Source organism: Butyricimonas muris (assembly GCF_046365375.1).
GTDB lineage: Bacteria > Bacteroidota > Bacteroidia > Bacteroidales > Marinifilaceae > Butyricimonas > Butyricimonas muris.
In genome coordinates this window covers 141,562-166,783 of the sequence record NZ_JBKEIT010000012.1, presented here as the reverse complement: position 1 = coordinate 166,783, position 25,222 = coordinate 141,562, and the positions used below count along the sequence as shown (strand labels likewise).

The window sequence follows — 25,222 nt, the reverse complement described above, 5'->3', positions numbered from 1 at the left end:
GAGAAATAAATGTTTTAAAAAGATGAAAAAGATATTCGTTTTGATGTTGGTGCTTTGTTGCACCCGGATGCTTGTTGCCCAAGAGTTTACGGCAATTAAAGGAAAGGTCGCGGATCGGTGGTTGCTGCAAGTCAAATTATACGAAACCATTGATGGTGCACCCGTGGTATGCGCTGTGGCTAAAGTGGAACCCGATGGCAGTTTCGGTTTTCTGGTGAAACCGAAAAAGCCCGGTTTTTACGTGTTGGGAGAAGACGAGAAGATGAATTTCCCTGTTTACGTGAAAGGAGGAGAAGAGATTAACATCGAGTTGCGGGAGAATAAAGCTACTTTGACGGGTAAGAATACAAAAGAGAACGTGCAATTGTATAAGTGGCAAGAATATGCTTATAATATTTGGTTGAAAAGTGTGTTCTTTCAGAAGATTATTTCTACCTATGAAGATTTTTTCCCCGAGTACGAGAAATTTGTCGATGGGTTGCCGGCATTCAAAGTAAACGTGAAGAGCGGTAATAAAGTTTTCGATGCGCTCCTTAAAGAGTGGATAGATTATTCGGCGGATTATTACGGTATAGTGTTTCTCTACACGCCTCGCACGAAACATCCGAAAGCATCCGATTACCCGGCATATTATAACCAGATTGTGAATCCCGAGAAGTTTGCTGACGAGAGCGTGCTGGCCTTTCCGAACGGGACTACTATGTTGCGGTTGTACGCGATTTTTGCCGCGAATCAAAAAAATGTCGCTCCTTCCGACAAGGCGGCTTACGAGCAAGCCTGTTTGGAGGCTTTGCCTAATGATCGGTTGAAAGGGGAGTTTGTTGTTGACCGTTTTTTCTCACAATATCGTACTTACGAGGAGTATCTCGATGGGATGAATAAATTCGGGAAATATTGGCTATCACCTTCTTTAAAGACCCGTGCCGAGGCTGTCGGAACTAAACTATACCAAACCCGTTCCGGGGGGATAGCTGCTGATTTCACCTATCCGGATGTGCGGGGCAAGAATGTGTCCTTGTCCGATTTTAAGGGAAAGGTCGTGTTGATCGATGTATGGGCGACATGGTGCGGACCTTGTAAGCAAGAGATTCCTCATTTGAAAAAACTCGAGGAGGAGATGAAAGGAACCGATGTCGTTTTCTTGGGCGTATCGGTGGATGAAGCCAAAAATAAACAGAAATGGCTCGATTTTATTGAAAGCGAGAATTTAGGTGGTATTCAGGTGTTTGCCAACGGTTGGAGTAAGATAACCAAGGATTACCGTATTAACGGGATTCCTCGTTTTATCGTGATTGACCGTAAAGGAAACGTGGCGTCGTTCGATGCCCCTCGTCCCTCGAACCCGGCTTTGAAAAAGATGTTGGAAATGGAATTGAAAAAATGAGTCTATAAGGTCCATAAAGTTTATAAGGTCCGTAAGGTCGATGGAGCCCTGCGGGACACTTTGCTTACGGCGGTGAAGCTGCCGATAAATATAGTCCGAAGGACATCTGTGATTTTACGGACTTTATAGACTTTACGGACTCATAAAAGTTTGATTATCATGAGAAGGATTGGTGTATTATTGGCACTTTTGTCGTGTTGTGCTTTTCTCTGTCCGGGGCTTTGGGCGGGAGAGAAGGGGAAACGGCGTATTCAATCACGGGAGCAGAGTGTTTTCGCGGAAGTGAAGGGATTGGTCAGTCGCGACAAAATGCAGGAAGTCGGTTTGTATGAAGCGGTAGACGGGGGCGAGACTTTGATTAGCAAAACCCGTGTCGGCGCGAACGGTTGGTATGGTTTTGCCGTGGAAGTTGTCACTCCCGGTTTTTATACCGTGGGAGGGGAGAAAACGAGTGAGCGTATTCGTGTTTACTTGGAGGCAGGGATGAACGCGGAGGTCAATATTCTGGAGGATTCTCTCGTTATTACCTCTCGTAATTCTCCTGAAAACCTGTTGCTTGCCGAATGGGAAGGCTTGTTTGAGCCTGTCCGTCGTAGGGTGGAGCACATGGATTATATTTTCTTTACTTATAAGGAATTATTCCCGTATTATATGGAATTTTTGCCTCAGGCCGAGGCTTTTAAGTCAAAGATTCATTGTCGGAATCGTTCGTTTGCGGAATTGCTAAAGCAGACTGTGGATTATGATGTTGAATATTTTGCCTTGCGCGCCTTGACCGCAATCAAGATTGATCGGGTGGTGAGGAAAGGGTGTCGGCCGACTTTGGATGAGTATCCGGTTTATTATAAAACTTTGGTAACGAAAGATAAATTGAAAAATGCGGATTTGCTGAAACAACCTTATGGGACCGATTATCTAGAAAAATATACAACCCTTGCGTTACAGCTGGAAAATCGAAAGAGTACGATTGCCGATCAATTGAGGTGGGTGCCTTGTGATTTGTTGAAGGCAGAAATTGTGTTGCGTCATGCCGGGCGGGCAAAGACGTACGAGAAATACGATGAAATTGTCACTTACTTTGCACGTTATCTGACCACCGAGAGTCATCACCGGCGTATGGATGAACTCAGTGCAAAACTTTACGTGGGGAACAAGGGTGACAAGGCGGCAAATTTCACTTATCCCGACCGGAATGGTAAAATGGTTTCCTTGTCTGATTTCAAGGGAAAAATCGTGGTGGTTGATGTTTGGGCGACGTGGTGCGGACCTTGCCGGAAAGAGATTCCCGCTTTGATAAAATTGGAAAAAGAGATGCACGGGAAAGATGTCGTTTTCATCGGGGTTTCCGTGGACGAGAAGAAAGACCACCAAAAATGGCTGGAAGCTCTCGACAAGGAAGGGCTGGAAGGCGTACAACTTTTTGCCGACGGGTGGAGCCAGATTGTGAAGGATTACAAGATTAAAGGCATTCCCCGTTTCATGGTCTTCGACCGGGAAGGCAATGTGATTATGATAGACGCTCCACGTCCTTCCGAACCGGCGTTGAAAGCGTTGCTGGAGAGGGAATTGGATAAATAGGAAAATAACTTAACAAGAAAATATCATGAAGAGGATAGTTATATTGTGTGGTATCGTTTTGTGGTTCATTCAACTGAACGCGCAAGAGAAAGGAGTACAGTTCCAAAACCTAACTTTTCAGGAGGCTTTGGATAAAGCGAAAGCGGAAAACAAACTGGTTTTCATGGATTGTTATACCAGTTGGTGTGGTCCCTGTAAACATATGTTGAACACGGTGTTCGTTTTGCCCGAGATGGGCGAATTTTTCAATGATCAGTTTATTAATGTCAAGTATGATATGGAGAAGGGGGAAGGGCCTCGGTTACGGGGAAAATTTCGTATCACCGCTTATCCCACCTTTTTGATTCTCCGTCCCGACGGCACTTTGCAACATCGTATCGTGGGTGCGCGGAAAGGGACGGATTTTCTGGAATGCGTGAAGCGGGGTGCGAAAGAGGAAACTTCCCAATTTTATTTGGACGAACTCTATCGGCAAGGGAATTTGAGCAAGGAACAACTTCCCTCTTATCGTGTAGCCTTGAAGGATGCGAAAAGAAATGCCGAACTGAAACATATCACCGGGGAAGAGTTTAAACAACTCTCTGATGCGGAGAGGTGTTTGTCCCAATACTGGTATCTTTACGACCAAGATGAGATCACTTTTGAGGACGAGAGATTTGCTTATTTGATAGCCCACAAGACTGAATTTGACAAACAGGTGGGGAAAGAGATCGTGGATAAGAGAATATATGATAGTTATTTTCAAAGATTGGCGGCCCTTAAAGCTAACGTTCCGGTTTCAGAGTCGGTTGCCTTGATAAAAAGACAGATTGCTTCCGTTGATTTCGAGAAAAAGGAGGAGATTGTTTTATCTCTTCGCTACGTGGAAGCCCGTAATAATCATGATATCGATGTTTTGCTCGATATCATGGAAAAGAGTTTGCGGGATTTGCCTCGTGCTTTCCTGTGGCAGGCTCCTTTCTTGGATTTTATTGTTAAGGAAGGGAGCCGGAAACAGGTAGACCGCTATATAGGCATGGAGAATGAAATGGTTGAGGCGATGGATAATGAACCTTTGAAAAAGGCTGTAAAGGAAACATTCGCTAAATATCGTTCCGGTCGAATCGATAATTGATTTATATATGATAGGTATGAGAAAAATATTGATGATGTTATTGTTGTCCTTCACCTGCTGGGGTGTTACGCGGGCGCAAGATACCTTGGCTGTCGTTTCGGGACGAGTGGAAGGGAAAAATCCGGTGATGTTGGTTATCCAACGGCAAATGGGGATGTCCCAACGATTACTGGAAGCTAAGGTACAGGGGGATTATCGTGAATCCCTGACCGTCAAGGAGCCGATGATTGTTTCTCTTTCCTTGGGCAGGCAAACTGTTTCCAATACCGTTTTCTTGACACCGGGTGCAAAGCTCGAGGTGGATTTCTCTCGTGAGGATAAGTTCGGAGGTACACACGCCGGAATCAATAATTTGTTGTCACGCTTGTTTACCGACGAGTATCAACCGAAAACCTCCGGTTTGAAGGAGTACTCCCGGGGGTACGCGGAAGCATTGGTTCGTGCTTATCAAGGGCGCGTGGAACAAGTCGAAGCCTCCGGACTTTTGCCGGAAGAACAAAAAGTCGTGCAAGGGATTGCCCAGTACCAGTTGTTGCGAGATATGTATATGATGATTGATCTCTCGAAGGCTTTCGGGAAGGCTTTTGCCGCCCCGGAGGTTGATACCGATTACAGCGATCCTCTTTTGAATATCGATTGGCTACCTGAATTGGTGTTTGCCGGGGATTGGTTTCCCGTTTTTCAAGAATGGTTGTTTGCCCAAGTGCAAACCGGAAAGATCAAAATAGGTTCCCGCGAGAGCTATTTGAACGATATGGCTGCCGCTATAAAAAACGAGGAGTTGCGGGAAGCTTATTTGCTGGGGGCACTTTGGAGAGAAGTGCTGCGGGGAAACGTCAAAGACTTTGGGGAACGGCTGAAAAAAGCAACCGAAATTGTGAAGTCTAAAGACGGGAAGGAGCAATTGAAGGCTTACGCCGAGCGGTTGGCCGAAAGTACTTATCCCGCCATGGAAGGTGTGGATTTGAGTGACTACGGATTCCCCAACGAAAAGGGGGATACCGTCTATCTGTCCGACTTCAAAGGCAGGTACGTCTTTATTGACCTTTGGTCTACCGGTTGTAATCCCTGCGTGGCGGAAATCGCCTATGTCAAACGTTTGGAGCAACGTTTAGCTTCTCTTCCCTTGGCTTGGGTGTCTATTTCTTTGGATTCCAATGCAGATACATGGCGGGCTTTCATGAAACAAAAAGGCATGACCGGGGTACAATTATTGTGCACCCGCTCCCGTAAGCATCCTTTCATGCAACGTATGGCTGTCAATGGTATTCCCCGCTTCATTATCTTGGATCCTGACGGAAAGGTTTGGGACGCTTCTTCCCGCCGCCCCTCTGATCCGGTGCTGGGGGAATTGTTGCAGAAGGAGTTAAAATAATAGGTGATATTAGATTATTTTTAATCGGATAGTCGTATTCTTTGTTAGAGTGAAAAGCAGGGGCTGTTCAAAAATGAATTGACAGCCCCTGTTTTATTTCTTTGAGTATTTTACTTGGGATTATTTCCCGCGGATTGCGGTAATACCCGGTAATTCTTTTCCTTCGATGTATTCGAGCAATGCACCGCCTCCGGTGGATACGTAACTCACTTTGTCGGCAAGCCCGAATTGGTTGATGGCAGCTACGGAATCACCGCCGCCGATGAGCGTGAAGGCGCCTTTGGCGGTAGCTTTCACGATGGCGTCAGCGATTGCTTTCGTTCCCACGGCGAATTTAGGCATTTCGAAAACTCCCACGGGACCGTTCCAAAGGATGGTTTTGGATTCCTCGATGATTTTCGAGAACGTGGCGATGGTTTCCGGACCGATGTCCAAGCCTTCCCAGCCGTCGGGTATTTCCATGGAAGATACCAATTGTGTGTTGGCGTCGTTGCTGAAAGCATCGCCGGCGACAGTGTCGGTAGCTAACACGAGGTTTACACCTTTTTCTTTGGCAATTTTCATGATTTCAAGAGCCAAGTCGAGTTTGTCATCTTCGCAGATAGAGGTTCCGATATGACCGCCCAAGGCTTTCTTGAACGTGTAGGTCATTCCGCCACCGAGGATGAGGTTGTCGACCTTATCCATTAAGTTCATGATGATGTCGATCTTGGAAGATACTTTTGAACCACCCATGATAGCGGTGAACGGGCGAACGGGATTGTGCATCACTCTGTCAACACTTTCCAATTCTCCCTTCATCACGTAACCGAATAGTTTGTCATTCGGGAAGAACTTGGCGATAACGGCAGTCGAAGCATGAGCGCGGTGGGCGGTTCCGAATGCATCGTTGATCCACACGTCGCCGAGGGAAGCCAGTTTTTGAGCAAAGCCTTCGTCGCCTTTCTCCTCTTCTTTGTAGAAACGGAGGTTTTCCAACAAGAGTACTTCGCCGGGTTTTAGCGCGGCAGCCTGCTCTTTCGCGCTTTCGCCGATGCAGTCATCCGCGAATTTCACGGGAACACCCAGTAATTCTTCCAGATGTTTCAAGATATGTTTTAGTGAAAATTTGTCTTCGGGTCCGTTTTTCGGGCGTCCGAGGTGGGACATCAAGATGACGGAACCACCGCCTGCCAACACTTTTTTGATCGTGGGAACGGCTGCCCGCATGCGGGTATCGTCGGTGATCTCGAATTTGTCATTTAACGGCACGTTGAAGTCCACGCGGATAAGTGCCCGCTTGTTCTTAAAGTTGTAATTATCAATTGTCTGCATAGCAATTGTTATTTTAATGAATAGATTACTTAATTGACAGATAAAGATACGTATAAAATTATATCAAAATGAAAAAACAGGGACGAAAATTTGCATCAGTCAAGGAAAATGCAGATTTTTACCACCCGTATAAGATGTTACGGATTTGCAGGTAAAAAGGTTAGCCTGATGAATACCGGTCGTGTGTATTGATGCGCGAAGACAGTAGTCTGTAGCCGTTACGAAAATAATACAGTATGAGACGAAATGGCATTTTGTTGCTTATAGGTCTGTTTGTTTTCTTGATCTTGCAAGGGTGCCGGAGAAGCGAGAAAGCTAAAATGGAGGAGTTGTGTGACGAGTTGAAGAACTCTGTCATGATGACGCCTGTGTTTGATTCATTGGTTGAGTCTTCCGCGAAGTTGCCTAAGTTTCTGCGGGCAAAAGTGTTATTGGTGGCGGGAACGAATTATTCCATGAAGACGGAACAACTTAAAAAAGCGAAGGAGTATTTGCAGGAGGCAAACCGGCTCGGGTCACGGGAGGTGAAGAACAGAGCGACTTTGGAACTGGTGCGACTGTACGGGACTCTCGTGTTGCGAGATGATTGCGTGGAAGAGGCGATTCATTTTATAGGCAGGGCAAATTCAAAGGTGGTGTTTGTACAGGAGGAAGAGGCGGAGTTCTATTTTTTAAAAGCACGGTTTTACAAGGCGATAGATATTGAACGGGCATTTGGCGCTATCGAGAAAGCGATAACGATGTACCGGGGGATGGGGGACACGAAGGAGGAGATTGAGATGTGGTGTTTTAAGGCAACGCTTTACGGGGTGTTGGAGGAGTTTGAAGAGCAATATACTTGTTATGAAGAGGCTTATCGGTTGTTGGGAAAAGTGAGGTATAAAAAAGATGTGCGTCCCTTTTTCGAGCAAATGGCGGCGAGCTTGAAGAGATTGGGACGTTACGATGAGGCGTTGCGTTTGTACGGGGCGGTTTTGAAGAATTTGCCGGATACGGCCGGCCTCGGGCGTTACGGGATACAGGTGGCTGAGGCTTATACCGGATTGGGAAGACACGCGGAGGCTAGGGTAATATTGAAAGAGGCATTGAGAGAGGAAAAACGACCGGGGCTGCGTAATACGTTGTTGGGGCGAATTGCCGACTCTTTTTTGAAGGAGGAAACGCGTGATTCCGCCTTGGTTTATTTTAAGTCCGCGATAGATTTATATGATCAATATGCCCGGGAGAAAGGCTTAAGGACACCCAAAGTGAGTTTCAAAAACCATTTGAATTATGCCCGTTGTTTATGGGATAACGGGGAACAGGCGGAGGCTTTGGAGCATCTTGAACAAGTAAGTCGAAGAGAGGCGGAGACGCCGGAAAGTCTGCGGGCGCAGATGGATGTGTTGGAGCAGTTGTGCGAGTATTATGCACATCTGGAAGGAAAGGCGGAATTGCACGAGGCTTTCCGTCGGCATGATTCGATAATGGATCTGTATCAAGTGTTGAACGAGGAGGGGCGTTACAGGAACGTGTTGCAGAATTACAAGAATCGGAAGTTGCTTCAAGAGATCGAGGCCATGAGTCAAAAGCAGGAGGAAACGAATTGGTGGTTGATATTCGCGTTGGTCGCGACGATAGGGGTGCTTGGCGTGCTTATGGTTTACACGTGGATCGCATGGGTAAAAATTCGGAATAAAAAATGATATAATATATAGGTATGATGGATAAGCACGAGATGTTTATGCGGAAAGCTTTGGAAGAGGCCAAACTGGCGGAAGAGGAAGGGGAAATTCCCGTGGGTGCCGTGGTGGTATGCAAGGATCGGGTGATAGCACGGGCACATAATCAAACCGAACGGCTGAATGACGTGACGGCGCACGCCGAAATGTTGGCAATAACGTCGGCAACATCTATGTTAGGCGGAAAATATTTGAATGACTGTACGCTTTACGTGACTATGGAGCCTTGTGTGATGTGCGGTGGGGCGTTGGCGTGGGCGCAATTAGGCGAATTGGTTTACGGGGCTGCCGATCCGCACCGGGGATATGCCCGGCTTACCCCTTCGGTGTTGCACCCGAAGACGAAAGTCAGCGGAGGCGTGCTGGCGGAAGAGTGCGGGGATTTGGTGAAGGAGTTTTTTGCAAGAAAAAGAGAACGGTAGCCTGTGCGCATGCTAACGCTATTTATGATTTAAGCTTTAAGATTTAAGATTTACTGATTCTGTGATTTCCGATCGGGTAATTTCATTTTCCATTTTCAATTTTCCATTTTCAATTGTTTTGTTGTACATTTACCAATCGAATTTGCAAAGACAATCGTAAATCTTAAATGGATTAGTTTCATGGGAAGTTTTGATATAAGAAACGGGAGCGTACCTGATGGTGAGAAGGAGCTGGAGAAAGCGTTACGGCCTCTGAGTTTCGGTGATTTTCGGGGACAGAAGAAAATTGTTGAGAACTTGGAGATTTTCGTGCAGGCTGCCAAGATGCGGGGTGAATCGCTTGATCATGTCCTGTTGCATGGACCTCCCGGGTTGGGAAAAACAACTCTGTCGGCAATTATAGCCAACGAGTTGGGTGTGGGGATAAAGATTACTTCCGGTCCGGTGTTGGATAAGCCGGGAGATTTGGCCGGGTTGCTGACCAATCTGGAACCGAATGACGTGTTGTTTATTGATGAAATTCATCGGTTGAGTCCGATCGTGGAGGAATATTTGTACTCGGCCATGGAGGATTTCAAGATCGATATCATGATTGATAAGGGGCCCGCGGCTCGTTCGGTGCAAATTCAATTGAGTCCGTTTACCCTGATTGGGGCGACAACTCGTAGCGGGTTGCTGACAGCCCCGTTAAGGGCTCGTTTCGGGATTAACAGCCATTTGGAGTATTATGATCTGGACGTGTTGACCGGAATCGTGGAGCGCTCTGCCGCCATATTGAGGACAAAGATCACGAGTCAGGCATCCAAAGAAATCGCAACCCGTAGCCGGGGTACGCCTCGTATAGCGAACGCTTTGTTACGTCGGGTGCGTGACTTCGCGATGGTGAAAGGGAACGGGGTGGTGGATCACGAGATTACCACGTATGCTTTGGAAGCGTTGAATATCGATAAGTTCGGGTTGGACGATATGGATAATAAGATATTGTTGACGATTATCGATAAATTCAAGGGAGGTCCCGTGGGATTGACCACGATTGCCACGGCGGTGAGTGAAGATCCGGGTACATTGGAAGAGGTGTACGAGCCATTTTTGATCAAGGAAGGATTTTTGAAGCGGACACCCAGAGGTAGAGAGGTCACGGATTTGGCTTATAAGCATTTAAGAAAAGATAGAAGGAAAGATGATTGGCAAGCAACACTTTTTTAAGTGTAAGTTGTTGAACCGTTGAGAGTTTTTAGAAGTTTCACAAATGTTAAATGTTAAGTACGAGTGCTGAAAATGGCGTTGTTTTATGAATTTGATAAAAATTGATAGAATGTCAAATAGTTATAGTTTAGTTAAATTTTATTAAGCGTGCTAATTGTTAAAATCGAATTGTTAAATTTGCATGTATGAGAAAGCAACAGATAATCATATTAGGGATTGTGTTTGGCATTTCTTTGCTGGGGTTGGTTATTCTCCAAGCGAGTTACTTCCAGACGGCTTACGATGTGAAAAGAGAGCAATTCTTTTTCACGGTGAACCGTGCCATGGATGAAGTCGTCGATTATATCCGCCAGAAAGAAGAGTCGGGGAGATTTGTGCAGGATCAGAATTTGTTGCAGGCAAAAAAGTCGGGACTCGTGCTGAATGCACCCACGTATATCGATCCCAAGCGTTTGGTGGCGTCAAAGAATGATGTCGCGTTGATGTTGGGGTCAACTTTAGTTTCGGTGGACGACGATTCTGACGTGCAGGATATAAGCGATTTCGTGGGAAGTAAGTTTAAAGAGGATAATCTGGAAACTTCTATTTTGAAATTGCGGCAAGCGCTTAAGGAACGCACGGGAGAAGATTACAAATTAGTGCCCGAGGGGAAAGAGGATAAACATCAGATTGAAGGTCGGGTGGATTTGGACAACCTGTACGGTTTTATCGGTAATACGTTGAAAGATGCGGGTGTGCGCTCCCGTTTCGAGTTCGGTATAAAAGAGAATGGTAAGTTTATATTGAGTTCCGCCAATTTTTTGAGTCAGGCGTCCGATGTCACTTTTAACCGGAAGATATTCCCGGGTGAGGTAAATTCTGCCGTGTTGTACTTGAAATTCCCGGATGCTTCTTCCGACACGGCGGGTTCGCTCTGGATGATATTGCCGGGATTGATTATCACGATCGTGATTGTCTTTTGTGGGGTGTTCTGCCTAATTGTCATTGTACGGCAGAAAAAGTTGTCAGTGATCAAGAATGATTTTATTAATAATATGACACACGAGTTCAAAACGCCGATTGCCACGATCTCTTTAGCATCCCAGATGTTGAAAGACGGTGCGGTGACGAATACTCCGGATTCGGTCGATAGGATAGCGACGATTATCCGCGACGAGAGCAAGCGTCTGACCTTCCAAGTCGAGCGTGTGTTACAGACCGCTTTATTCACGGAAACCCGGATGAAGCTGAAGTTGAAGAATATTAATATGAATCAACTGATAGAGGATTTGTTGCCTAAATTCAGTTTGCGCGTGGAAGATAAAGGCGGAAAGTTTTCGGCTTATTTGGAGGCGGAGCAGGATGAGGTGCTGGCGGATGAGGTACATGTAACAAACGTGATTTCCAATTTGGTGGATAACGCTATTAAATATTGTGTAAAACCACCGGAAATTACCATCTATACACGTAATAAAGATAAAGAAATTGTAATAAGTGTGATCGATAATGGCATAGGAATTGCTAAGAAAGATCAGAAGCTAATCTTCGAACGATTCTACCGGGTGTCAACAGGAAATTTGCATGACGTGAAAGGTTTCGGCTTGGGACTGTCATACGTGAAGAAAATTGTTGAGGCTCACGGTGGAAGGATTGATGTGGAAAGTTCCCCGGAAAAGGGTAGCTGTTTTGATATTATTTTACCATTAACTGTAAAAAAGCAAAAGATAAAGAGAACCTTATTTTTCTAATTTCGTATATTTTTTCAGACAAATTAGAAAAGAGAATAATGAAAATCAACACGAATTATTAAAAACAACATAGCTATGGATGAGAAAATTAAAATTTTATTGGCAGAGGATGACACCAATCTGGGTATGCTTCTTAAAGAGTATTTAAGAGCTAAAGGTTTTGAAACTATTTTATGTGAGGATGGAGAAATCGCGTATGAAACGTTCTTGAACGAACCGTTTGATATTTGCATTTTCGACGTGATGATGCCTAAAAAAGATGGATTTACATTAGCGAAAGAAGTAAGGCAGATTAATAGCGAAATTCCAATTATTTTCTTGACAGCTAAATCAATGAAAGAGGACGTGTTGGAAGGATTCAAACTGGGTGCCGACGATTATATGAGCAAACCTTTCAGTATGGAAGAGTTGTTGCTTCGTATCGAGGCCGTGTTGAGAAGATCAACCGGGTTGAAACCTGAAGACGAGCAGGAAATCTTTAAAATTGGTAAATTGACCTTCAATTCCAAGAAACAAACTTTGTTTGACGGCGAAGAAGAACAAAAGCTGACTACAAAAGAATCAGAGTTGCTCCGTTTATTGTGCTTGAATGTAAATAAAGTGCTGGAGAGAAACTATGCTTTGAAAAATATTTGGGCTGATGACAATTACTTTAATGCCAGAAGTATGGATGTTTATATCACGAAGTTGCGTAAGCATTTGAAGAAAGATCCGTCAGTGGAGATCATCAATGTTCACGGAAAAGGATATAAATTGATTCTTTGATGATATTAAGAAGGGTTCTTGAGGAACCCTTCTTAAGTTACAGGTTGACAGGTTGCAGGTTACAAGTTCGATAAAAAACTTGTGGTTTGCAACCTGTTAATTTGTGACTATTTTTTACCTTTGTAGGGAATGTATAATATGGCTACCGGGGTAGCGTTAATTTTAAATAAGATGAAAATAGGGATAGCATGTGACCACGCGGGTTACGAGTACAAAGAGAGATTAGTGAAATATCTTCGGGAGAAAGGACATGAAGTAAAAGATTACGGGACACACTCCACCGAGAGTATGGATTACCCGGATACGGCACACCCGTTGGCTTTTGCCGTGGAAGCGGGAGAACACGAGAAAGGGATCGTGTTGTGTGGAAGTGGTAACGGTATTTCCATGACCGTGAACAAGCATCAGGGAATCCGTTGCGCTTTATGCTGGAACACGGAACTTGCCGCTTTGGCACGCCAGCATAATAACGCTAACGTGGTGAGTATCCCCGCCCGCTTTATCGCTTACGAGGAAGCACAGGCGATAATAGATACATTTCTTGCTACCGGTTTTGAAGGCGGTCGCCACCAGAGGAGGATAGAGAAGATTCCGGTGAAGTAATTTGTGATTTTAGATTTACGATTTATGATTCAAGTATTTCCTTCAATCATAAATCGTAAATCTAAAATCATAAATCATTAAATTCTGCACATATCCACCGGTGTTTCCTTTTGGGCATCGGTGACGGCGAGGGTAGTCATGTAAACGATGTCCCTTACGCTGCATCCCATTTGTAAGATATGCACGGGTTTGTTCAAGCCCAATAGCACGGGACCGATGATCTCGTTGTTGCCGAGTTCTTGCAGTACGCCCAAGGCGATGCTACCGGAACTGAGGTTCGGGAAAATAATGGTGTTTACATCCTTGTCTGCTAACGGGGAGAAGGGGTAGCGGGCTTGTCGCAGCTCTTTGTTGAAGGCAACGGAAGCGGACATCTCCCCGTCCACGAGTATCTCCGGGTATTTGCGTTGCAGGACTTCCACGGCTTCTTGTATCTGTGCCGGGCTTCCCAGTTTGTACTCGCCGAAGTTAGAATAGGAGGTGAGTGCCACCACGGGTTCCACGTTGAATTGTTTCACCGCCTCGTAAGTCAGGACGGTTACACATTCCAGCGTGTCGGCTGACGGGTGACTGTTTACCGTGGTATCAGCCAGAAAATAGGTTCCTTTTTTGTTCGTGACGATATGCATACCCACGGCATATTTGCAGCAAGCCCGTAACCCGATGATATCCTTTGCTGCGCGAAGCACGTCATGATAGTCGGAATGAACACCGGAAATGAAGCCGTCGGCATCACCGGATTCCACCATCATGAGTCCGATGAAGTTCGGGTTTTTCATGCCTGTTCTGGCTTGTTCCAGAGTCACTCCTTTACGTTGTCTTTTCTCGTAGTAAAGCTGGGTGTAACGGGTTATTCTTTCGGTTTCCCGGGCGGGATCGAATATCGTGAATTCCGGCAGTTCCAGTTTGTATTGCTTTTGCAGGGCTTTGATCTCTTCGCGGGAGCCGATGAGTATCGGGTGTGCTATCTGTTCGGAGAGGATTTCCTGTACCGCCATGAGGGTTTTGATGTCGGCTCCTTCCGCGAAAACGATGCGTTTGGGATTTGTTTTTGCCTTGCGTGTCATTCTCCGCATCAAACGTTCGTCCTGTCCCATTCTCTTTTCCAGTTGATCCTGATAGGTTTCCCAGTCGGTGATTTCCTTGCGTGCAACACCCGATTCGATGGCGGCTTTTGCCACGGCGGGTGCAATCCGGCTGATAAGACGGCCGTCCAAAGGCTTCGGGATGATGTAATTCCTGTCGAATGCCAGTGAAGGATCGTTGTACGCCATTTTCACGTTCTCGGGCACGGGTTCTTTGGTCAGTTTTGCCAGTGCGTAAGTGGCAGCTAATTTCATCTCCTCGTTGATTCCCCGGGCTTGCACGTCGAGTGCACCCCGGAAGATATACGGGAAGCCGAGTACGTTGTTGATCTGGTTCGGGTAGTCCGAACGTCCGGTGGCGAAAATGATATCGGGGCGGCTGTGAATGGCTTTCTCGTAGCTGATTTCCGGATTCGGGTTTGCCAAGGCGAAGACGATCGGGTCTTTTGCCATGCTTTGGATCATTTCCTCTGACAGAATATCTGCCACGGAAAGTCCGAGGAACATGTCAGCCCCGACGAGAGCCTCTTGCAATGTGCGTGCGGAAGTTTCCACGGCGAATTCTTCTTTCTCGGCATTGAGTCCCGCTCTGCCGGAGTAGATGACTCCTTTGCTGTCGCACATGAGCATGTTCTCTTTCTTTACCCCGAGAGCTTTGTACAGGCGGGCACACGAGATTGCCGCGGCTCCGGCGCCATTGACAACCACGCGGACGGTGTCTATCTTTTTGCCGTTCAGTTCAAGCGCGTTGAGTAGGCCGGCAGCCGAGATGATTGCCGTGCCGTGCTGGTCGTCGTGCATCACGGGGATATCCAGTTCCTCTTTTAGGCGGCGTTCGATTTCGAAACACTCGGGAGCTTTGATGTCTTCCAAGTTGATTCCACCGAAGGTCGGGGCAATCATTTTGACCGTTTCGATGAATTTGTCAACGTCTTTCGTGTCTACCTCGATATCGAATACATCGATGTCGGCGAATATTTTAAATAACAGACCTTTTCCTTCCATAACGGGTTTACCGGAGAGTGCCCCGATATCCCCCAAGCCGAGTACGGCGGTTCCGTTGGAAATGACTGCCACGAGATTACTTTTGGCGGTATATTTGTAAGCGTCGGTCTGGTTCTTCTGGATTTCCAGACAGGGCTCGGCTACCCCCGGGGAATAGGCTAATGAAAGGTCATATTGAGTGCTATGTGGCTTAGTGGGAATGACTTCTATCTTTCCCGGTCGTCCCATGGCATGGTAATGCAAAGCTTGTTTTTTGTCCATTTTGTTCATGTTGTTGCTTGTTTTAATAAACTGTAAAACTATTTAGACTTAATACAAATAACAAGGTGCCGAATGTTAATAAAAAGTTAAAGTTTAAATATTAATCGAGGTTAAAAGAAGTTATTATTAATTTAGCAAATTGTAAACTAGGCAGGCTAGATGATGGGTAAAATTGGTGGTATATTGTTGGTGATGATTTGTTTGATGTGGTGTTGTAATACCCGCAAAACTGTCATGGAGTTGAATTTGGTCGGTACTTCCGGGATGAAACCGGAGTTAGTGATGAACGGAAGCGAGCGTGTGATAGACGTGAACGAGATGGGGTATGCCAAATTGGTCATGCAAGAGGGCGAAAACGGGTATGCCACTTTGAGGTACGGGAAAGACCGGATTCCTTTATTTATAGAGGATGGGAAATCATTGGTCGTTTATGTGTACGGTGACCACGCGAAAGGAAATACGCGTTTCGAGGGCACCGGGGCTTCCAAAACAATTTATTTGAACAGTCTGGAATCGAGGAATAAGTCCTTCGAGTACGAGTTGGATGGGGAAGAGTTTTTGCAACAACTGAAGGAGCATGTGGCAGAACAGATTTATTATCTGGATACGATGGAGTTTGACGAGGCTTTCAAGGAGATGGAGCGTAACCGGATAAAATTTTCGGCTTACACGGTGTTGGAAAATTATCCGTTGTATCACGCGTGGAGCACGGGGAATAAGGATTATCAACTCGATACGTCCTATCTTGACAGTGTCAAAGGGTTTATAAAGGAAGACGAGAAATTGTTGGTATTGAAAGAATACCAAGAGGGTATGGCTTCTTTGGTTTCGGTAATCAGCACCTCCCGGTTGAAGGAGTATGACGCTTACAAACGGGTGACGGCACAATTCGATTACGTGATTCACAATCTGACAAACAGTACGTTGATAGAATTTCTGATCGATCATTACGCTTATAATTATTTGTTGGGTGCGGGAGTGGACGAACACATGGGAACGATCTTGAGAACGTATGACACGTACGTGAAAGACGTGAAGATGCGGAAGCGTTTCTATGACGGGTACGAGCGATGTATGAAGATCGTGTCCGGTAGACCGGCTATGAATTTCGTGTTCACGGATATGGCGGGGCAGGCTTTCAGACTGGATGATTTCCGGGGGAAATATCTCTTTATCAACGTGTGGGCGACATGGGGAGTACCCTGTCGGGCGGAAAATGTTTATTGGGAGAAGTTGGAAAAAGAGTTCGAGAACGAGAATATCGTGTTTATTGCCGTTGCCTGTGATAAAGACCGTGCCATGTGGGAGAAACGAGTACGGGAGAATCCGAAGGGCGAGGTGCAATTGTACATGGGAAGCGATCGTTCCTTTATGGACTTTTACATGATACGGGGGATCCCGCGGTTTATACTGATCAGTCCCGACGGGCGGATTATCGATTCAGATATGTCCCGTCCATCGAATCCCGAAACGGCGAAGGTATTGCGCGCTTATCTGAAAAGTAGCAAGTGATTTTTATTTGAACCACTGGGTCACATCCTCGTTTTTCAGGATGTGGATGATAGTTTTGCCGTCGGCCGTGTAATTCGGGTGTCGGCAAGAGAAGAGGTTGTCAAAAAGATCACTCATTTCTTGTCTGTCCAGCGGGGTGTTATAGTCCAGTGCGGCGGCTTTTGCCAAAGAGAGGGCGATTCGTTCCCGCATCTTGTCCCGGATGGAACCTTCCGTGTTCTTGTAATGCTCGATCAGGCTCATCAGAACTTCTTTCCCTCGTGAGGTCGATAAGTCGGGAGGTGTAGAATATATGGCATAACAATTTTTCCCGAATTCTCCCAGCTCGAATCCTAAAAGCATGAGATCGTCGAGAATGTCTTTCACGAGCATGAAATCTTCTGCCGATAATTCCAGTGTTTCGGGAAACAGGCTTTTCTGTCCTCCCGCGGCTTGGTGGGACAATGTTTCCTTGTAACGCTCGAACAGGATGCGTTCGTGTGCCCGTTTCTGATCGATAAACATGAGGCCGGAATGAACAGGGGTCACGATGTAACGACCTTTCATTTGCACGAATGAGATGACGCCCTCGTGCTCTTCCTGTTTTTCCGCCATTTCCGGGATTTCGGTTTGGATTTCTTCCTGTTTATCCTCCAGTCCGGCAAAGAGGGCGTCCCAATTAGCGGGCACCTGTTCTTTGCGGTGGTGCTCGTACTCCCGTTGGCTACCGCCCCCGCTGCTTCCGCTCGTTCTCGCTTTTTGTTCGAAATCCGAATCCTCTTTTGAAATGGAGGTGGAGTAGTTAAACGGGTTATAGTTCGGGTTATAGCTTACTTTCGGTACTTTCGGCACGATTGGGGTGTCGGGTAGCACGAAGTCCACTTTGTCCGCCGTATCAAAATCGATGGTCGGGATCACGTTGAATTTTCCCAATGCTTCCTTGACACTGGCAAGGATAATCTGGAAAATAGCACTCTCGTCCTGAAATTTAATTTCGGTTTTGGTCGGGTGTATATTGACGTCTATAATAGACGGGTCTACCGTGAAATACAAGAAATACGAGGGGATCATGTCTGCGCTGATTAGTCCCGCGTAGGCTTCCGTGAGTGCCTTGTGGAAGAAGTTGTGCTTCATGAAGCGGTCGTTCACGAAGAAATATTGTTCCCCGTAAGTTTTACGGGCATGCTGCGGCACGCAGATAAAACCGTTGATGGTGATAATACCGGTTTCGCAATTCACGGAGAGTAGTTTGGAATTGATCGCCTTGCCGAAGGCGTTCACGATACGTTGCCGTAGTCCGGATGCGGGAAGATTATATATTTCATTCCCGTTGTTTGTCAAGGTGAATGCCACTTCGGGCGTGGCAAGGGCTACCCGCAGAAATTCGGTCGTGATGTTACGCAATTCGGTGTTGTCCGATTTCAGAAATTTCCGGCGGGCGGGGATCGTGTAAAACAAGTTTTTCACGAGCATATTCGTTCCGCGGGGACAACTGATGCTTTCCTGATTCTTTAACTCGGAATCGGCGACAAAAAGATAAGTTCCCAGCTCGTCTTCTTCCCGACGAGTACGTAATTCCACTTCTGCCACCGAAGCGATAGAGGCAAGGGCTTCTCCGCGGAACCCCATGGTGCGTATGTTAAATAAGTCTTGGGCGCAAGAGATTTTGGAGGTGGCGTGTCGTTCGAATGCCATACGGGAATCTCTCGGCGACATTCCTTTGCCGTCGTCGATGATTTGAATGAATCCTTTTCCCGCGTTCTTTAATATTACCTGAACCTTTGTCGCTCCCGCGTCAATGGAATTTTCCATCAATTCTTTCACGACGGAAGCCGGACGTTGCACGACTTCTCCCGCGGCAATCTGGTTTGCCACTGAATCGGGTAATAATTGAATAACATCTGCCATACCTGCGCTCCTAGAAGAATTTCATGATTACATCCAACTTGTAGGTCACCAGATAAAAAGCAACCATGAGCAGGATAATTAATATGAGAAACAAACGTGTGGAGTATCCTAATCCAGCCTTTGGACGTGTAGCTCTCTTTTTATTAAATTCCCGTTGTAATCCGGCACGCACGTCGGGGACGTATTCCGTTCCGTTTTCAGCGAGCCCCAGTTCGGCACGGATACGTTTCTCCCGTTCTTTACGGGCTTCCGCTTCGGGGTCCCAGTAACGGGGTTTCAGATTGAAGCGTCTGTATTCCGGTTGTTTAAATAGTCCCATGGTTTATTCTCCTCTTTAATTGTTTATTTTTTCGTTTGCTTGGCGGATTTCCCGAAACTGCGGGCAACCCACTTGGGTACGATAAACGCTCCTATAAACAGGTAAGGGTAGTAGCTGATGAGTCTCCAGAGAATGGCCATCGCGATGGCAACTCCCGCGCTCGGTAGAAATTCCCCGAGATACTTGGAGAAAACAAATTCCGCGAAACCACTACCTCCCGGTGTAGGGCTGACCAACATCATGATCCACATGACAAGTTGTCGTGCAAAGATAAGAAAATGTTGCGCCCAATCATAGCGTCCGAACCAAAAAGCTACAAGAATGGCGTTCACAACCCAGTAACGGGCAGTCCACGAGAAGAATGTAGCCCCGAAGGTTTTTAACCAGAAGGAGAAGGGCATCTTCCGCAATTCACGGGAATTACGAATAATGTCGGTTCCCGCCTCGTTGGCATCGTGACGCCATTTGCGAAGAATCCGCCATTTGAATAATTTCATGATCAACCATTTGAGGCCCCGGGGATTTTTGAATAACCCGTAACTCAATATGAGGAGGTAGGCTAATTTCACCCCGTAACCGATGGCCGCGAAAGCGATCAAGCTGTCCGCGACCGCCTTGGTCGTGTCGGGCATATACCACAAGGCTTGATGGTTCACGCATAAAAGGATGATCGGGAACATGATGATAAAGTACAGTTCGTCGAGAAAGGAGGTTGCCATGACCATTGCCGAGCTTTTCCCGACGCCGATACCTTCCTTGTGCACGAAGAGGATGGCGAGGCTGGTTCCCCCGATGGCAGAGGGGGTGACCGCCGAGGTAAATTCCCACAGGAAGATGATGCGGAGTGATTGTATCCACGTGAGTTTATCGCCCGAAAGTACTTTGATTCGTACCACGTACCCGAAATCCCGGATTGCCATGCAGAGCACAGCCACGAACAGCCAGAACACGGTGTTCCACGTGAAGGTGATCATGTCGAATGCTTTCGGGTCGAATTCCCGGTATAGCATGTAGGATACCACCGCCAAACCGATGACGATGGGGTATATGATCTTGTAAGGCCTGATTTTCTTTGTTAGTTTCCGGTTCTCCTCCGTGCTCTCCTGTGCCATAACTTCGTTCGTTTATTTTTGGCTAAATTACGAAATTGTATTTTACGCGGCAAGCGTATTTGTTCTTTTCGTCAGATCTTCATGGTAACGTTTGTTTACAGCCCGATGGATAAAGTACATGTAGGGTAAACCGAGATTGGTTTCCAGAAGTGAATTTACTACAATGGTCATGAAGCTGGGATTGCGTATACCCGTTACCAGAAGCACGAACTCCCACGCGAATTGCACTAGAATGCCAATGGCGAGTATCCAGACGATGTTGATTTTTTGGCTTTCGTCTTTGGTCTTTATGTTATGTATGCAGAGTATGGCGTAGCCGACAAATAGGATTAATGCCATAATACCGTGATACGCTCCGGTTCCCCGCGATATGGATATCGGGGCGAACCCGCCCCCGAAGTTCTGGCTGAGAAGCGAGCAGGTGAACCATGAGGCGATGATGAGTATCGACCATTCGAGAGCCCTTTTATCCCGGTCGAGCCAAAGCCAGAGCCACACGAAGTTCGTGAAACCGTAACTCATGCTTAACCAGAGCAAAAACCAAAAGGGATCAGCTCCTTCTACCGAACGGGTACCCAAATAAAGATAGAAATAGCCATAATCGACTATAAAATAGAGCACTCCGGCAAGTAACCCCACGATAATGGCAAGGTATCTTTTGGTGTAAACAAGGGTTGCACCCAAGAAAAGCAGGAAAGCGAAGTCCAGATACATGTAGAGAGCGTTCATCGAACGTGCTGCAATAACTTCCATTTTGTTGTTGTTTTAGGTTTTACGGGAAATAATTGCAGCATATTCTGTGCCAATTTTAGATTCAGACAGGTCGATATGTCTATACGGGTGATTGGGAAGCAGATGCGCGAGGAGTTATGTATTATAAGAATGCACGGGAGAAACTGAAAAGTATTGTGTGTGGGGTTTCTCCCGTGCGAGGATCGGCGTTTAACTAAACCAAAAAATCATGGCTTATGAAGTCACAAATATAAGAATTAAATTTGAAAATAAGATAAGAATATTCTCAATTATATGCTGTGCGGCTTGATTTGCGACAAGATAGAGCTATCTCGCGTCATTACCGCGATACCCGGGGATACAATAATTCCGAGAAAAGATGTTTGTATCATTTGTTCCTGTTACGATTGTTAATTTTCATGATTCCATTGTTGGAAGTTGATGCTTTTATTATGATATGGAATTTTGTGTATAGTTAGGCTATGGTGACTTTGATTGGAAGATAATGGATGAACTCTGATTCTTGATTTTAGGATGTCATTTTATTACAGTGGTTTACGATAAAGTAGAAAAAAATAACAACAATTTGTTACAACCGAAAGAATTAATACTTATATTTGTAGTGCTCGAATGAAATAAAGAACGCTAGTTGCATAAGAAGGGTTAGCCTCCGGTATGCTATTAGCGTTCTTTTTTTATTTCATCGAGCAAACGATTTAAGAAAAGAGACCGGAGGCTCTTTACAAGTAAGAGCATACGTTACATATAAAGATATTGTTACAATTTCCGTGACAATTTTTTGAAAATTTCAGTTTATAGGGGTAGGGCCGTGATGGTGACCTGCCCCATTTTTTATTTATCGCTTTTGGTATTCAGTTATCGTATTATGTGTGATCTTGGCGGCAGTGTACCCGTTAGGTGTACCGAGGATAGCATGGGTGATAATAACACGGTGCTTTTGTTCGTGTTGGAGTATTTGGGGAAGGTGTCGATTTCGCCGGAAGATGAGTTCGAGAGTTACGAACAATTGCAGGTTATGGCGAAGAAGATTAGGAAGAGGTTGATCGGGAATGCGGGTAGAGGAAACGTGTTGTTGAGATGTTTGGATTGTGCGTCGAAGAGATAGAGCCGGAATGGAATAAGGATATGAAGTGCTTGAAATGGGTGTTTGACACGAAAACGGGAGAATGGAATTTACAACCTAAGTAATATATAAGAAGCGGGAATTTTTAATTTAGTTGTAATCTCTTTGATTAATCTTTCAGCAAGAATGTATTTTTCTTCTTTGATTTTACACGCTTTGAATCCTCGTTCTATTTTTTGGATTCAATCAATTTGTTTTTTTAGCAATTCTTATTTCCATTTTTTCCTGTTTTTTTAATGTCGTTCCAAAACCTAAAAAGAGAACAGAAAAATCCGAAAACAGTACTTAAAGTGCAATTTGTTGATTTTCAGTATTTTAAACCCTATTTGTGGAGAATATCGGAATCGAACCGACGACCTTTTGAATGCCATTCAAACGCTCTAGCCAACTGAGCTAATTCCCCGTTTGCGGATGCAAATATAGATAAATTATTGAAAATAGAAAATTCTTGGATATGAATTTTCCGGGTGGTGAAGTAAACTTTTGATTTACATTTGGTTTATTCCGCCTAATGTCGTGATGTAAATGGGTAATACTTGAGTTGTAATGTGGTTGTGCGTTTGTTGTATATACAGTGTAGAGATGCTTCGGGGTATATCTATGGCGAATCAATAACGGTAGAACATTGAATGAAGGAGCTTACTTTAGGGGAAAGATGACCTTTATGTTCGGGATTTTTCTTTTCGGTTAGTTGATAGGTGGTTGCGGGGGTATGTGGTATATTAGGATTCGGGCAGAATCCGAAGAGAACCCGTGGAATTCCCGTGTCAAACACGCATCACTTTCGAATCACTCCCGCATCAAAGGCGCTTGGGAGTGTTTTTGATGCGGGAATGTTCAGAGTGTGGTGTAGGCGTGTGTACTGATTAGGCCGGATTCGGTACGGGATATAGATTGCTTGAAGGTGTGTTCATGTCTTGAACGGGGGTGTTTATGAAAACACGTGGACTCTTTATGAAAAATGGTTGGAGAAAGGGTAAGGCGGGTAGTATCTTTGTATTGGAGAAGTTCTTTGACATGTTGATTGGTATTTATATTTGGAAATGTGTTTCGTGATTTGCTTATTATTGTTACATTTGCCTTCCAAAATTGGCGTAAATGAGTACAGTAGAGAAGGAACGGGATTATTTTTCACGAATGCAGCAAGGTGATAAATGTGCGTTTGAGTATTTTTTTAAAACGTACGTGGATATGTTGTATGCTTATGCCATGGGTTTTTGCCGGGATCAGGACGTGGCGGAAGATTTGGTGCAGGAGGCTTTCGTGCGTTTTTGGACGATGCGGGAGAAGTTGTCTTACTCGGAGTCGATTTACGGTTATCTTCAACGAACGGTAAGAAATATATGCATTAACCAGAAAGTGCGTGAGCGAGTGGAGGAAAAATATCGGCAGGCGGTTTTACATTCCGACGAGGATGAATTTTGTTGGGAAGACGACGATGAACTGGAAGAATTGCGGCGGCAGTTGTTGGAAGCGATTGACCGATTACCGGAGAAATGTCGGGAAATATTTATTCTTAGTTGTGTGGAAGGGTTGAAGTATCAGGAGGTAGCTGACCAGTTGAGTGTTTCGATCAACACGGTAAAGACACAAGTGCGTTTCGGGTATAAAAAATTACGTTCCGATTTGAATATTCCGGGAAAAGTATTGATTGTACTTTTGACTATTCTATTGAAATAGAGGTGTTCATCGTGATGAGGTAAATATAATTTGATTTTATTCTGAAAAAAATATCTTTTTCTTTCACCCTTTTTTCTTCTCATCTTGTTAATGGGATATAAGATGAAGAAATGAAAGAAGAGAATACTGTTCATATTGAAAATATACTATGCCGCTTCCTTACGAAAGGGGAAGCGGTAAGGTGGGATGAACTGCGAAAGGAGTTGGGAAAGGATGAATATGCCCACGTGAAAAAGGAATTGCTTCGTTTGAGAGAAACCCGACTGGAGGCGAATCACGAGCGGATATGGGAAAAGATACAGGATGATTTAAGGCAGAAGACGAGGAAGCGGAAAATACTTCGTTTCGCGAGGTATGCCGCCGTGTTGATGCTTCCGTTAGCATTGGGAATATTGTTTTTGTTGTACCGGGAGGATGGGCAGATGCCGAAACTTGTCGCGGAGAATACTATCGCGGACACTACCGGTCTGCACGGGGCTTACTTGGTGCTGGACGGGGGGACAAAGGTGGAGTTGTCAAAACCTCACGTGGACACGATCCGGCGGGAGGATGGGATCGCTTTAGCGGTAGATACGTTGGGAACGTTGATGTACAACACGGTGAAGGCTGAGAATCCCAAGTTGTCTTATCACACGATTATCGTTCCGAGGGGAGGAGAATACACGCTGGTGTTAAATGACGGCAGTCGGGTACGATTGAATGCTGATTCCGAGTTGCGTTTTCCGATAGAATTTGCTTCGGGGGAAAGAAAGGTATTCTTGAAAGGCGAGGGATATTTTGAGGTGCAACGGGATACGACACGCCCGTTCCGGGTGGATGTGCACGGGGATGCTATGATAGAGGTATTGGGAACGGAATTTAATATCAATGCTTATCCGGAGAACGGGCAAATTTTCACGACATTGGTGGAAGGGAGCGTGAAGGTCGCGGGAATGATGTCCGATACGGCTGTTGTATTACAACCTCGTCAACAGGCGGCTTTGTCGGGGGGAAATATCCGTGTGCGAGAGGTAAATCCGGAGGATTATATCACGTGGATTAATGGACGATTCTATTTTGAAAGAATGCCGTTGGAAGAGATATTGTTGCAACTGGAACGGTGGTACGACTTGCAGGTGTTCTGGGCGAGCGAGGAGTTGAAGTCTTACGAGTTCACGGGAGCGGTTTGGAGAGATAATTCTATCCGGCAGACATTGGATATGATAGAGAAAACGACGGATGTTTGCTTCACGGTTTCCGGTCGCACGGTGACGGTGACAGCTTCATTATAAGGAAA

20 protein-coding genes and 1 tRNA gene are annotated in these 25,222 nt (G+C 45.5%); 14 read left to right on the top strand and 7 right to left on the bottom strand.

The genetic code is table 11. The annotated features are described in order from the left end of the window. Nucleotides 1-22 precede the first annotated feature (22 nt). The 4 genes from ACK8P8_RS18625 to ACK8P8_RS18610 all read left to right on the top strand — a co-directional run bounded on the left by ACK8P8_RS18625 (nucleotide 23) and on the right by ACK8P8_RS18610 (nucleotide 5,451). Nucleotides 23-1,384, top strand: a complete 1,362-nt coding sequence (locus ACK8P8_RS18625; RefSeq protein WP_369859756.1) for a TlpA family protein disulfide reductase — start codon at nucleotides 23-25, stop codon at nucleotides 1,382-1,384. A gap of 159 nt (nucleotides 1,385-1,543) precedes the next feature. Further along, nucleotides 1,544-2,962, top strand: a complete 1,419-nt coding sequence (locus tag ACK8P8_RS18620) for a TlpA family protein disulfide reductase (protein WP_369859757.1) — start codon at nucleotides 1,544-1,546, stop codon at nucleotides 2,960-2,962. A gap of 25 nt (nucleotides 2,963-2,987) precedes the next feature. Continuing rightward, nucleotides 2,988-4,076, top strand: coding sequence for a thioredoxin family protein (locus tag ACK8P8_RS18615; protein ID WP_369859758.1), 1,089 nt, complete (start codon nucleotides 2,988-2,990; stop codon nucleotides 4,074-4,076). 16 nt (nucleotides 4,077-4,092) lie between these two features. Beyond that, nucleotides 4,093-5,451: a TlpA family protein disulfide reductase gene (locus tag ACK8P8_RS18610; RefSeq protein WP_369859759.1), complete on the top strand. Its 1,359-nt coding sequence runs from the start codon at nucleotides 4,093-4,095 to the stop codon at nucleotides 5,449-5,451. A gap of 120 nt (nucleotides 5,452-5,571) precedes the next feature. Here ACK8P8_RS18610 and ACK8P8_RS18605 read toward each other — a convergent pair whose 3' ends face one another. Further along, on the bottom strand, nucleotides 5,572-6,765 hold the full coding sequence (locus tag ACK8P8_RS18605; protein WP_186974568.1) for a phosphoglycerate kinase: 1,194 nt from the start codon (nucleotides 6,763-6,765) through the stop codon (nucleotides 5,572-5,574). A gap of 236 nt (nucleotides 6,766-7,001) precedes the next feature. Here ACK8P8_RS18605 and ACK8P8_RS18600 point away from each other — a divergent pair, with 236 nt between their 5' ends. The 6 genes from ACK8P8_RS18600 to rpiB all read left to right on the top strand — a co-directional run bounded on the left by ACK8P8_RS18600 (nucleotide 7,002) and on the right by rpiB (nucleotide 13,209). Continuing rightward, nucleotides 7,002-8,450 (top strand): tetratricopeptide repeat protein, encoded by a 1,449-nt coding sequence (locus ACK8P8_RS18600; protein ID WP_369859760.1) that lies wholly within the window; start codon nucleotides 7,002-7,004, stop codon nucleotides 8,448-8,450. A gap of 17 nt (nucleotides 8,451-8,467) precedes the next feature. After that, complete coding sequence (locus ACK8P8_RS18595) at nucleotides 8,468-8,908, top strand: nucleoside deaminase (RefSeq protein ID WP_099291815.1); 441 nt, start codon at nucleotides 8,468-8,470, stop codon at nucleotides 8,906-8,908. 180 nt (nucleotides 8,909-9,088) lie between these two features. Next, a complete protein-coding gene (ruvB, locus tag ACK8P8_RS18590; protein ID WP_099290925.1) occupies nucleotides 9,089-10,114 on the top strand; it encodes a Holliday junction branch migration DNA helicase RuvB in 1,026 nt (341 codons plus the stop codon). A 185-nt stretch (nucleotides 10,115-10,299) separates the two neighbouring features. After that, nucleotides 10,300-11,841, top strand: a complete 1,542-nt coding sequence (locus tag ACK8P8_RS18585; RefSeq protein WP_099290924.1) for a sensor histidine kinase — start codon at nucleotides 10,300-10,302, stop codon at nucleotides 11,839-11,841. A gap of 75 nt (nucleotides 11,842-11,916) precedes the next feature. Then, entirely contained in the window at nucleotides 11,917-12,606 is a 690-nt protein-coding gene (rprY, locus tag ACK8P8_RS18580) for a response regulator transcription factor RprY (protein WP_099290923.1), read from the top strand. A gap of 171 nt (nucleotides 12,607-12,777) precedes the next feature. Beyond that, entirely contained in the window at nucleotides 12,778-13,209 is a 432-nt protein-coding gene (gene rpiB / locus ACK8P8_RS18575) for a ribose 5-phosphate isomerase B (RefSeq protein ID WP_186974566.1), read from the top strand. A gap of 77 nt (nucleotides 13,210-13,286) precedes the next feature. Here the strand turns inward: rpiB and ACK8P8_RS18570 are convergent, their stop codons facing one another. Next, nucleotides 13,287-15,569 (bottom strand): NADP-dependent malic enzyme, encoded by a 2,283-nt coding sequence (locus ACK8P8_RS18570; RefSeq protein WP_099290922.1) that lies wholly within the window; start codon nucleotides 15,567-15,569, stop codon nucleotides 13,287-13,289. Between the two features lie 150 nt (nucleotides 15,570-15,719). Between ACK8P8_RS18570 and ACK8P8_RS18565 the strand changes: the two genes are divergently transcribed. Further along, the gene (locus ACK8P8_RS18565) at nucleotides 15,720-17,072 is read left to right on the top strand and encodes a redoxin family protein (protein WP_099290921.1); all 1,353 of its coding nucleotides are present in this window, start codon (nucleotides 15,720-15,722) and stop codon (nucleotides 17,070-17,072) included. A 3-nt stretch (nucleotides 17,073-17,075) separates the two neighbouring features. On the opposite strand, the gene mutL is transcribed toward ACK8P8_RS18565, so the two are convergent. Genes mutL through ACK8P8_RS18545 form a run of 4 tightly spaced genes read right to left on the bottom strand, consistent with a single transcriptional unit; the run spans nucleotide 17,076 to nucleotide 21,143 of the window. Then, on the bottom strand, nucleotides 17,076-18,959 hold the full coding sequence (gene mutL, locus ACK8P8_RS18560) for a DNA mismatch repair endonuclease MutL (RefSeq protein WP_369859761.1): 1,884 nt from the start codon (nucleotides 18,957-18,959) through the stop codon (nucleotides 17,076-17,078). 10 nt (nucleotides 18,960-18,969) lie between these two features. Continuing rightward, nucleotides 18,970-19,278, bottom strand: a complete 309-nt coding sequence (locus ACK8P8_RS18555; protein ID WP_099290919.1) for a hypothetical protein — start codon at nucleotides 19,276-19,278, stop codon at nucleotides 18,970-18,972. A gap of 23 nt (nucleotides 19,279-19,301) precedes the next feature. Beyond that, nucleotides 19,302-20,390, bottom strand: coding sequence for a lysylphosphatidylglycerol synthase transmembrane domain-containing protein (locus tag ACK8P8_RS18550; protein WP_292267913.1), 1,089 nt, complete (start codon nucleotides 20,388-20,390; stop codon nucleotides 19,302-19,304). Between the two features lie 42 nt (nucleotides 20,391-20,432). Beyond that, nucleotides 20,433-21,143: a hypothetical protein gene (locus ACK8P8_RS18545; protein ID WP_369859762.1), complete on the bottom strand. Its 711-nt coding sequence runs from the start codon at nucleotides 21,141-21,143 to the stop codon at nucleotides 20,433-20,435. A gap of 865 nt (nucleotides 21,144-22,008) precedes the next feature. Between ACK8P8_RS18545 and ACK8P8_RS18540 the strand changes: the two genes are divergently transcribed. Beyond that, nucleotides 22,009-22,248 (top strand): hypothetical protein, encoded by a 240-nt coding sequence (locus ACK8P8_RS18540; RefSeq protein WP_369859763.1) that lies wholly within the window; start codon nucleotides 22,009-22,011, stop codon nucleotides 22,246-22,248. Nucleotides 22,249-22,595: 347 nt separating this feature from the next. On the opposite strand, the gene ACK8P8_RS18535 is transcribed toward ACK8P8_RS18540, so the two are convergent. After that, nucleotides 22,596-22,669 (bottom strand) — tRNA-Ala (locus tag ACK8P8_RS18535). A gap of 695 nt (nucleotides 22,670-23,364) precedes the next feature. Between ACK8P8_RS18535 and ACK8P8_RS18530 the strand changes: the two genes are divergently transcribed. Both ACK8P8_RS18530 and ACK8P8_RS18525 read left to right on the top strand, forming a co-directional pair. Beyond that, on the top strand, nucleotides 23,365-23,946 hold the full coding sequence (locus ACK8P8_RS18530) for an RNA polymerase sigma-70 factor (protein WP_369859764.1): 582 nt from the start codon (nucleotides 23,365-23,367) through the stop codon (nucleotides 23,944-23,946). 110 nt (nucleotides 23,947-24,056) lie between these two features. Then, entirely contained in the window at nucleotides 24,057-25,217 is a 1,161-nt protein-coding gene (locus ACK8P8_RS18525; RefSeq protein WP_369859765.1) for a FecR family protein, read from the top strand. Nucleotides 25,218-25,222: the final 5 nt, after the last annotated feature.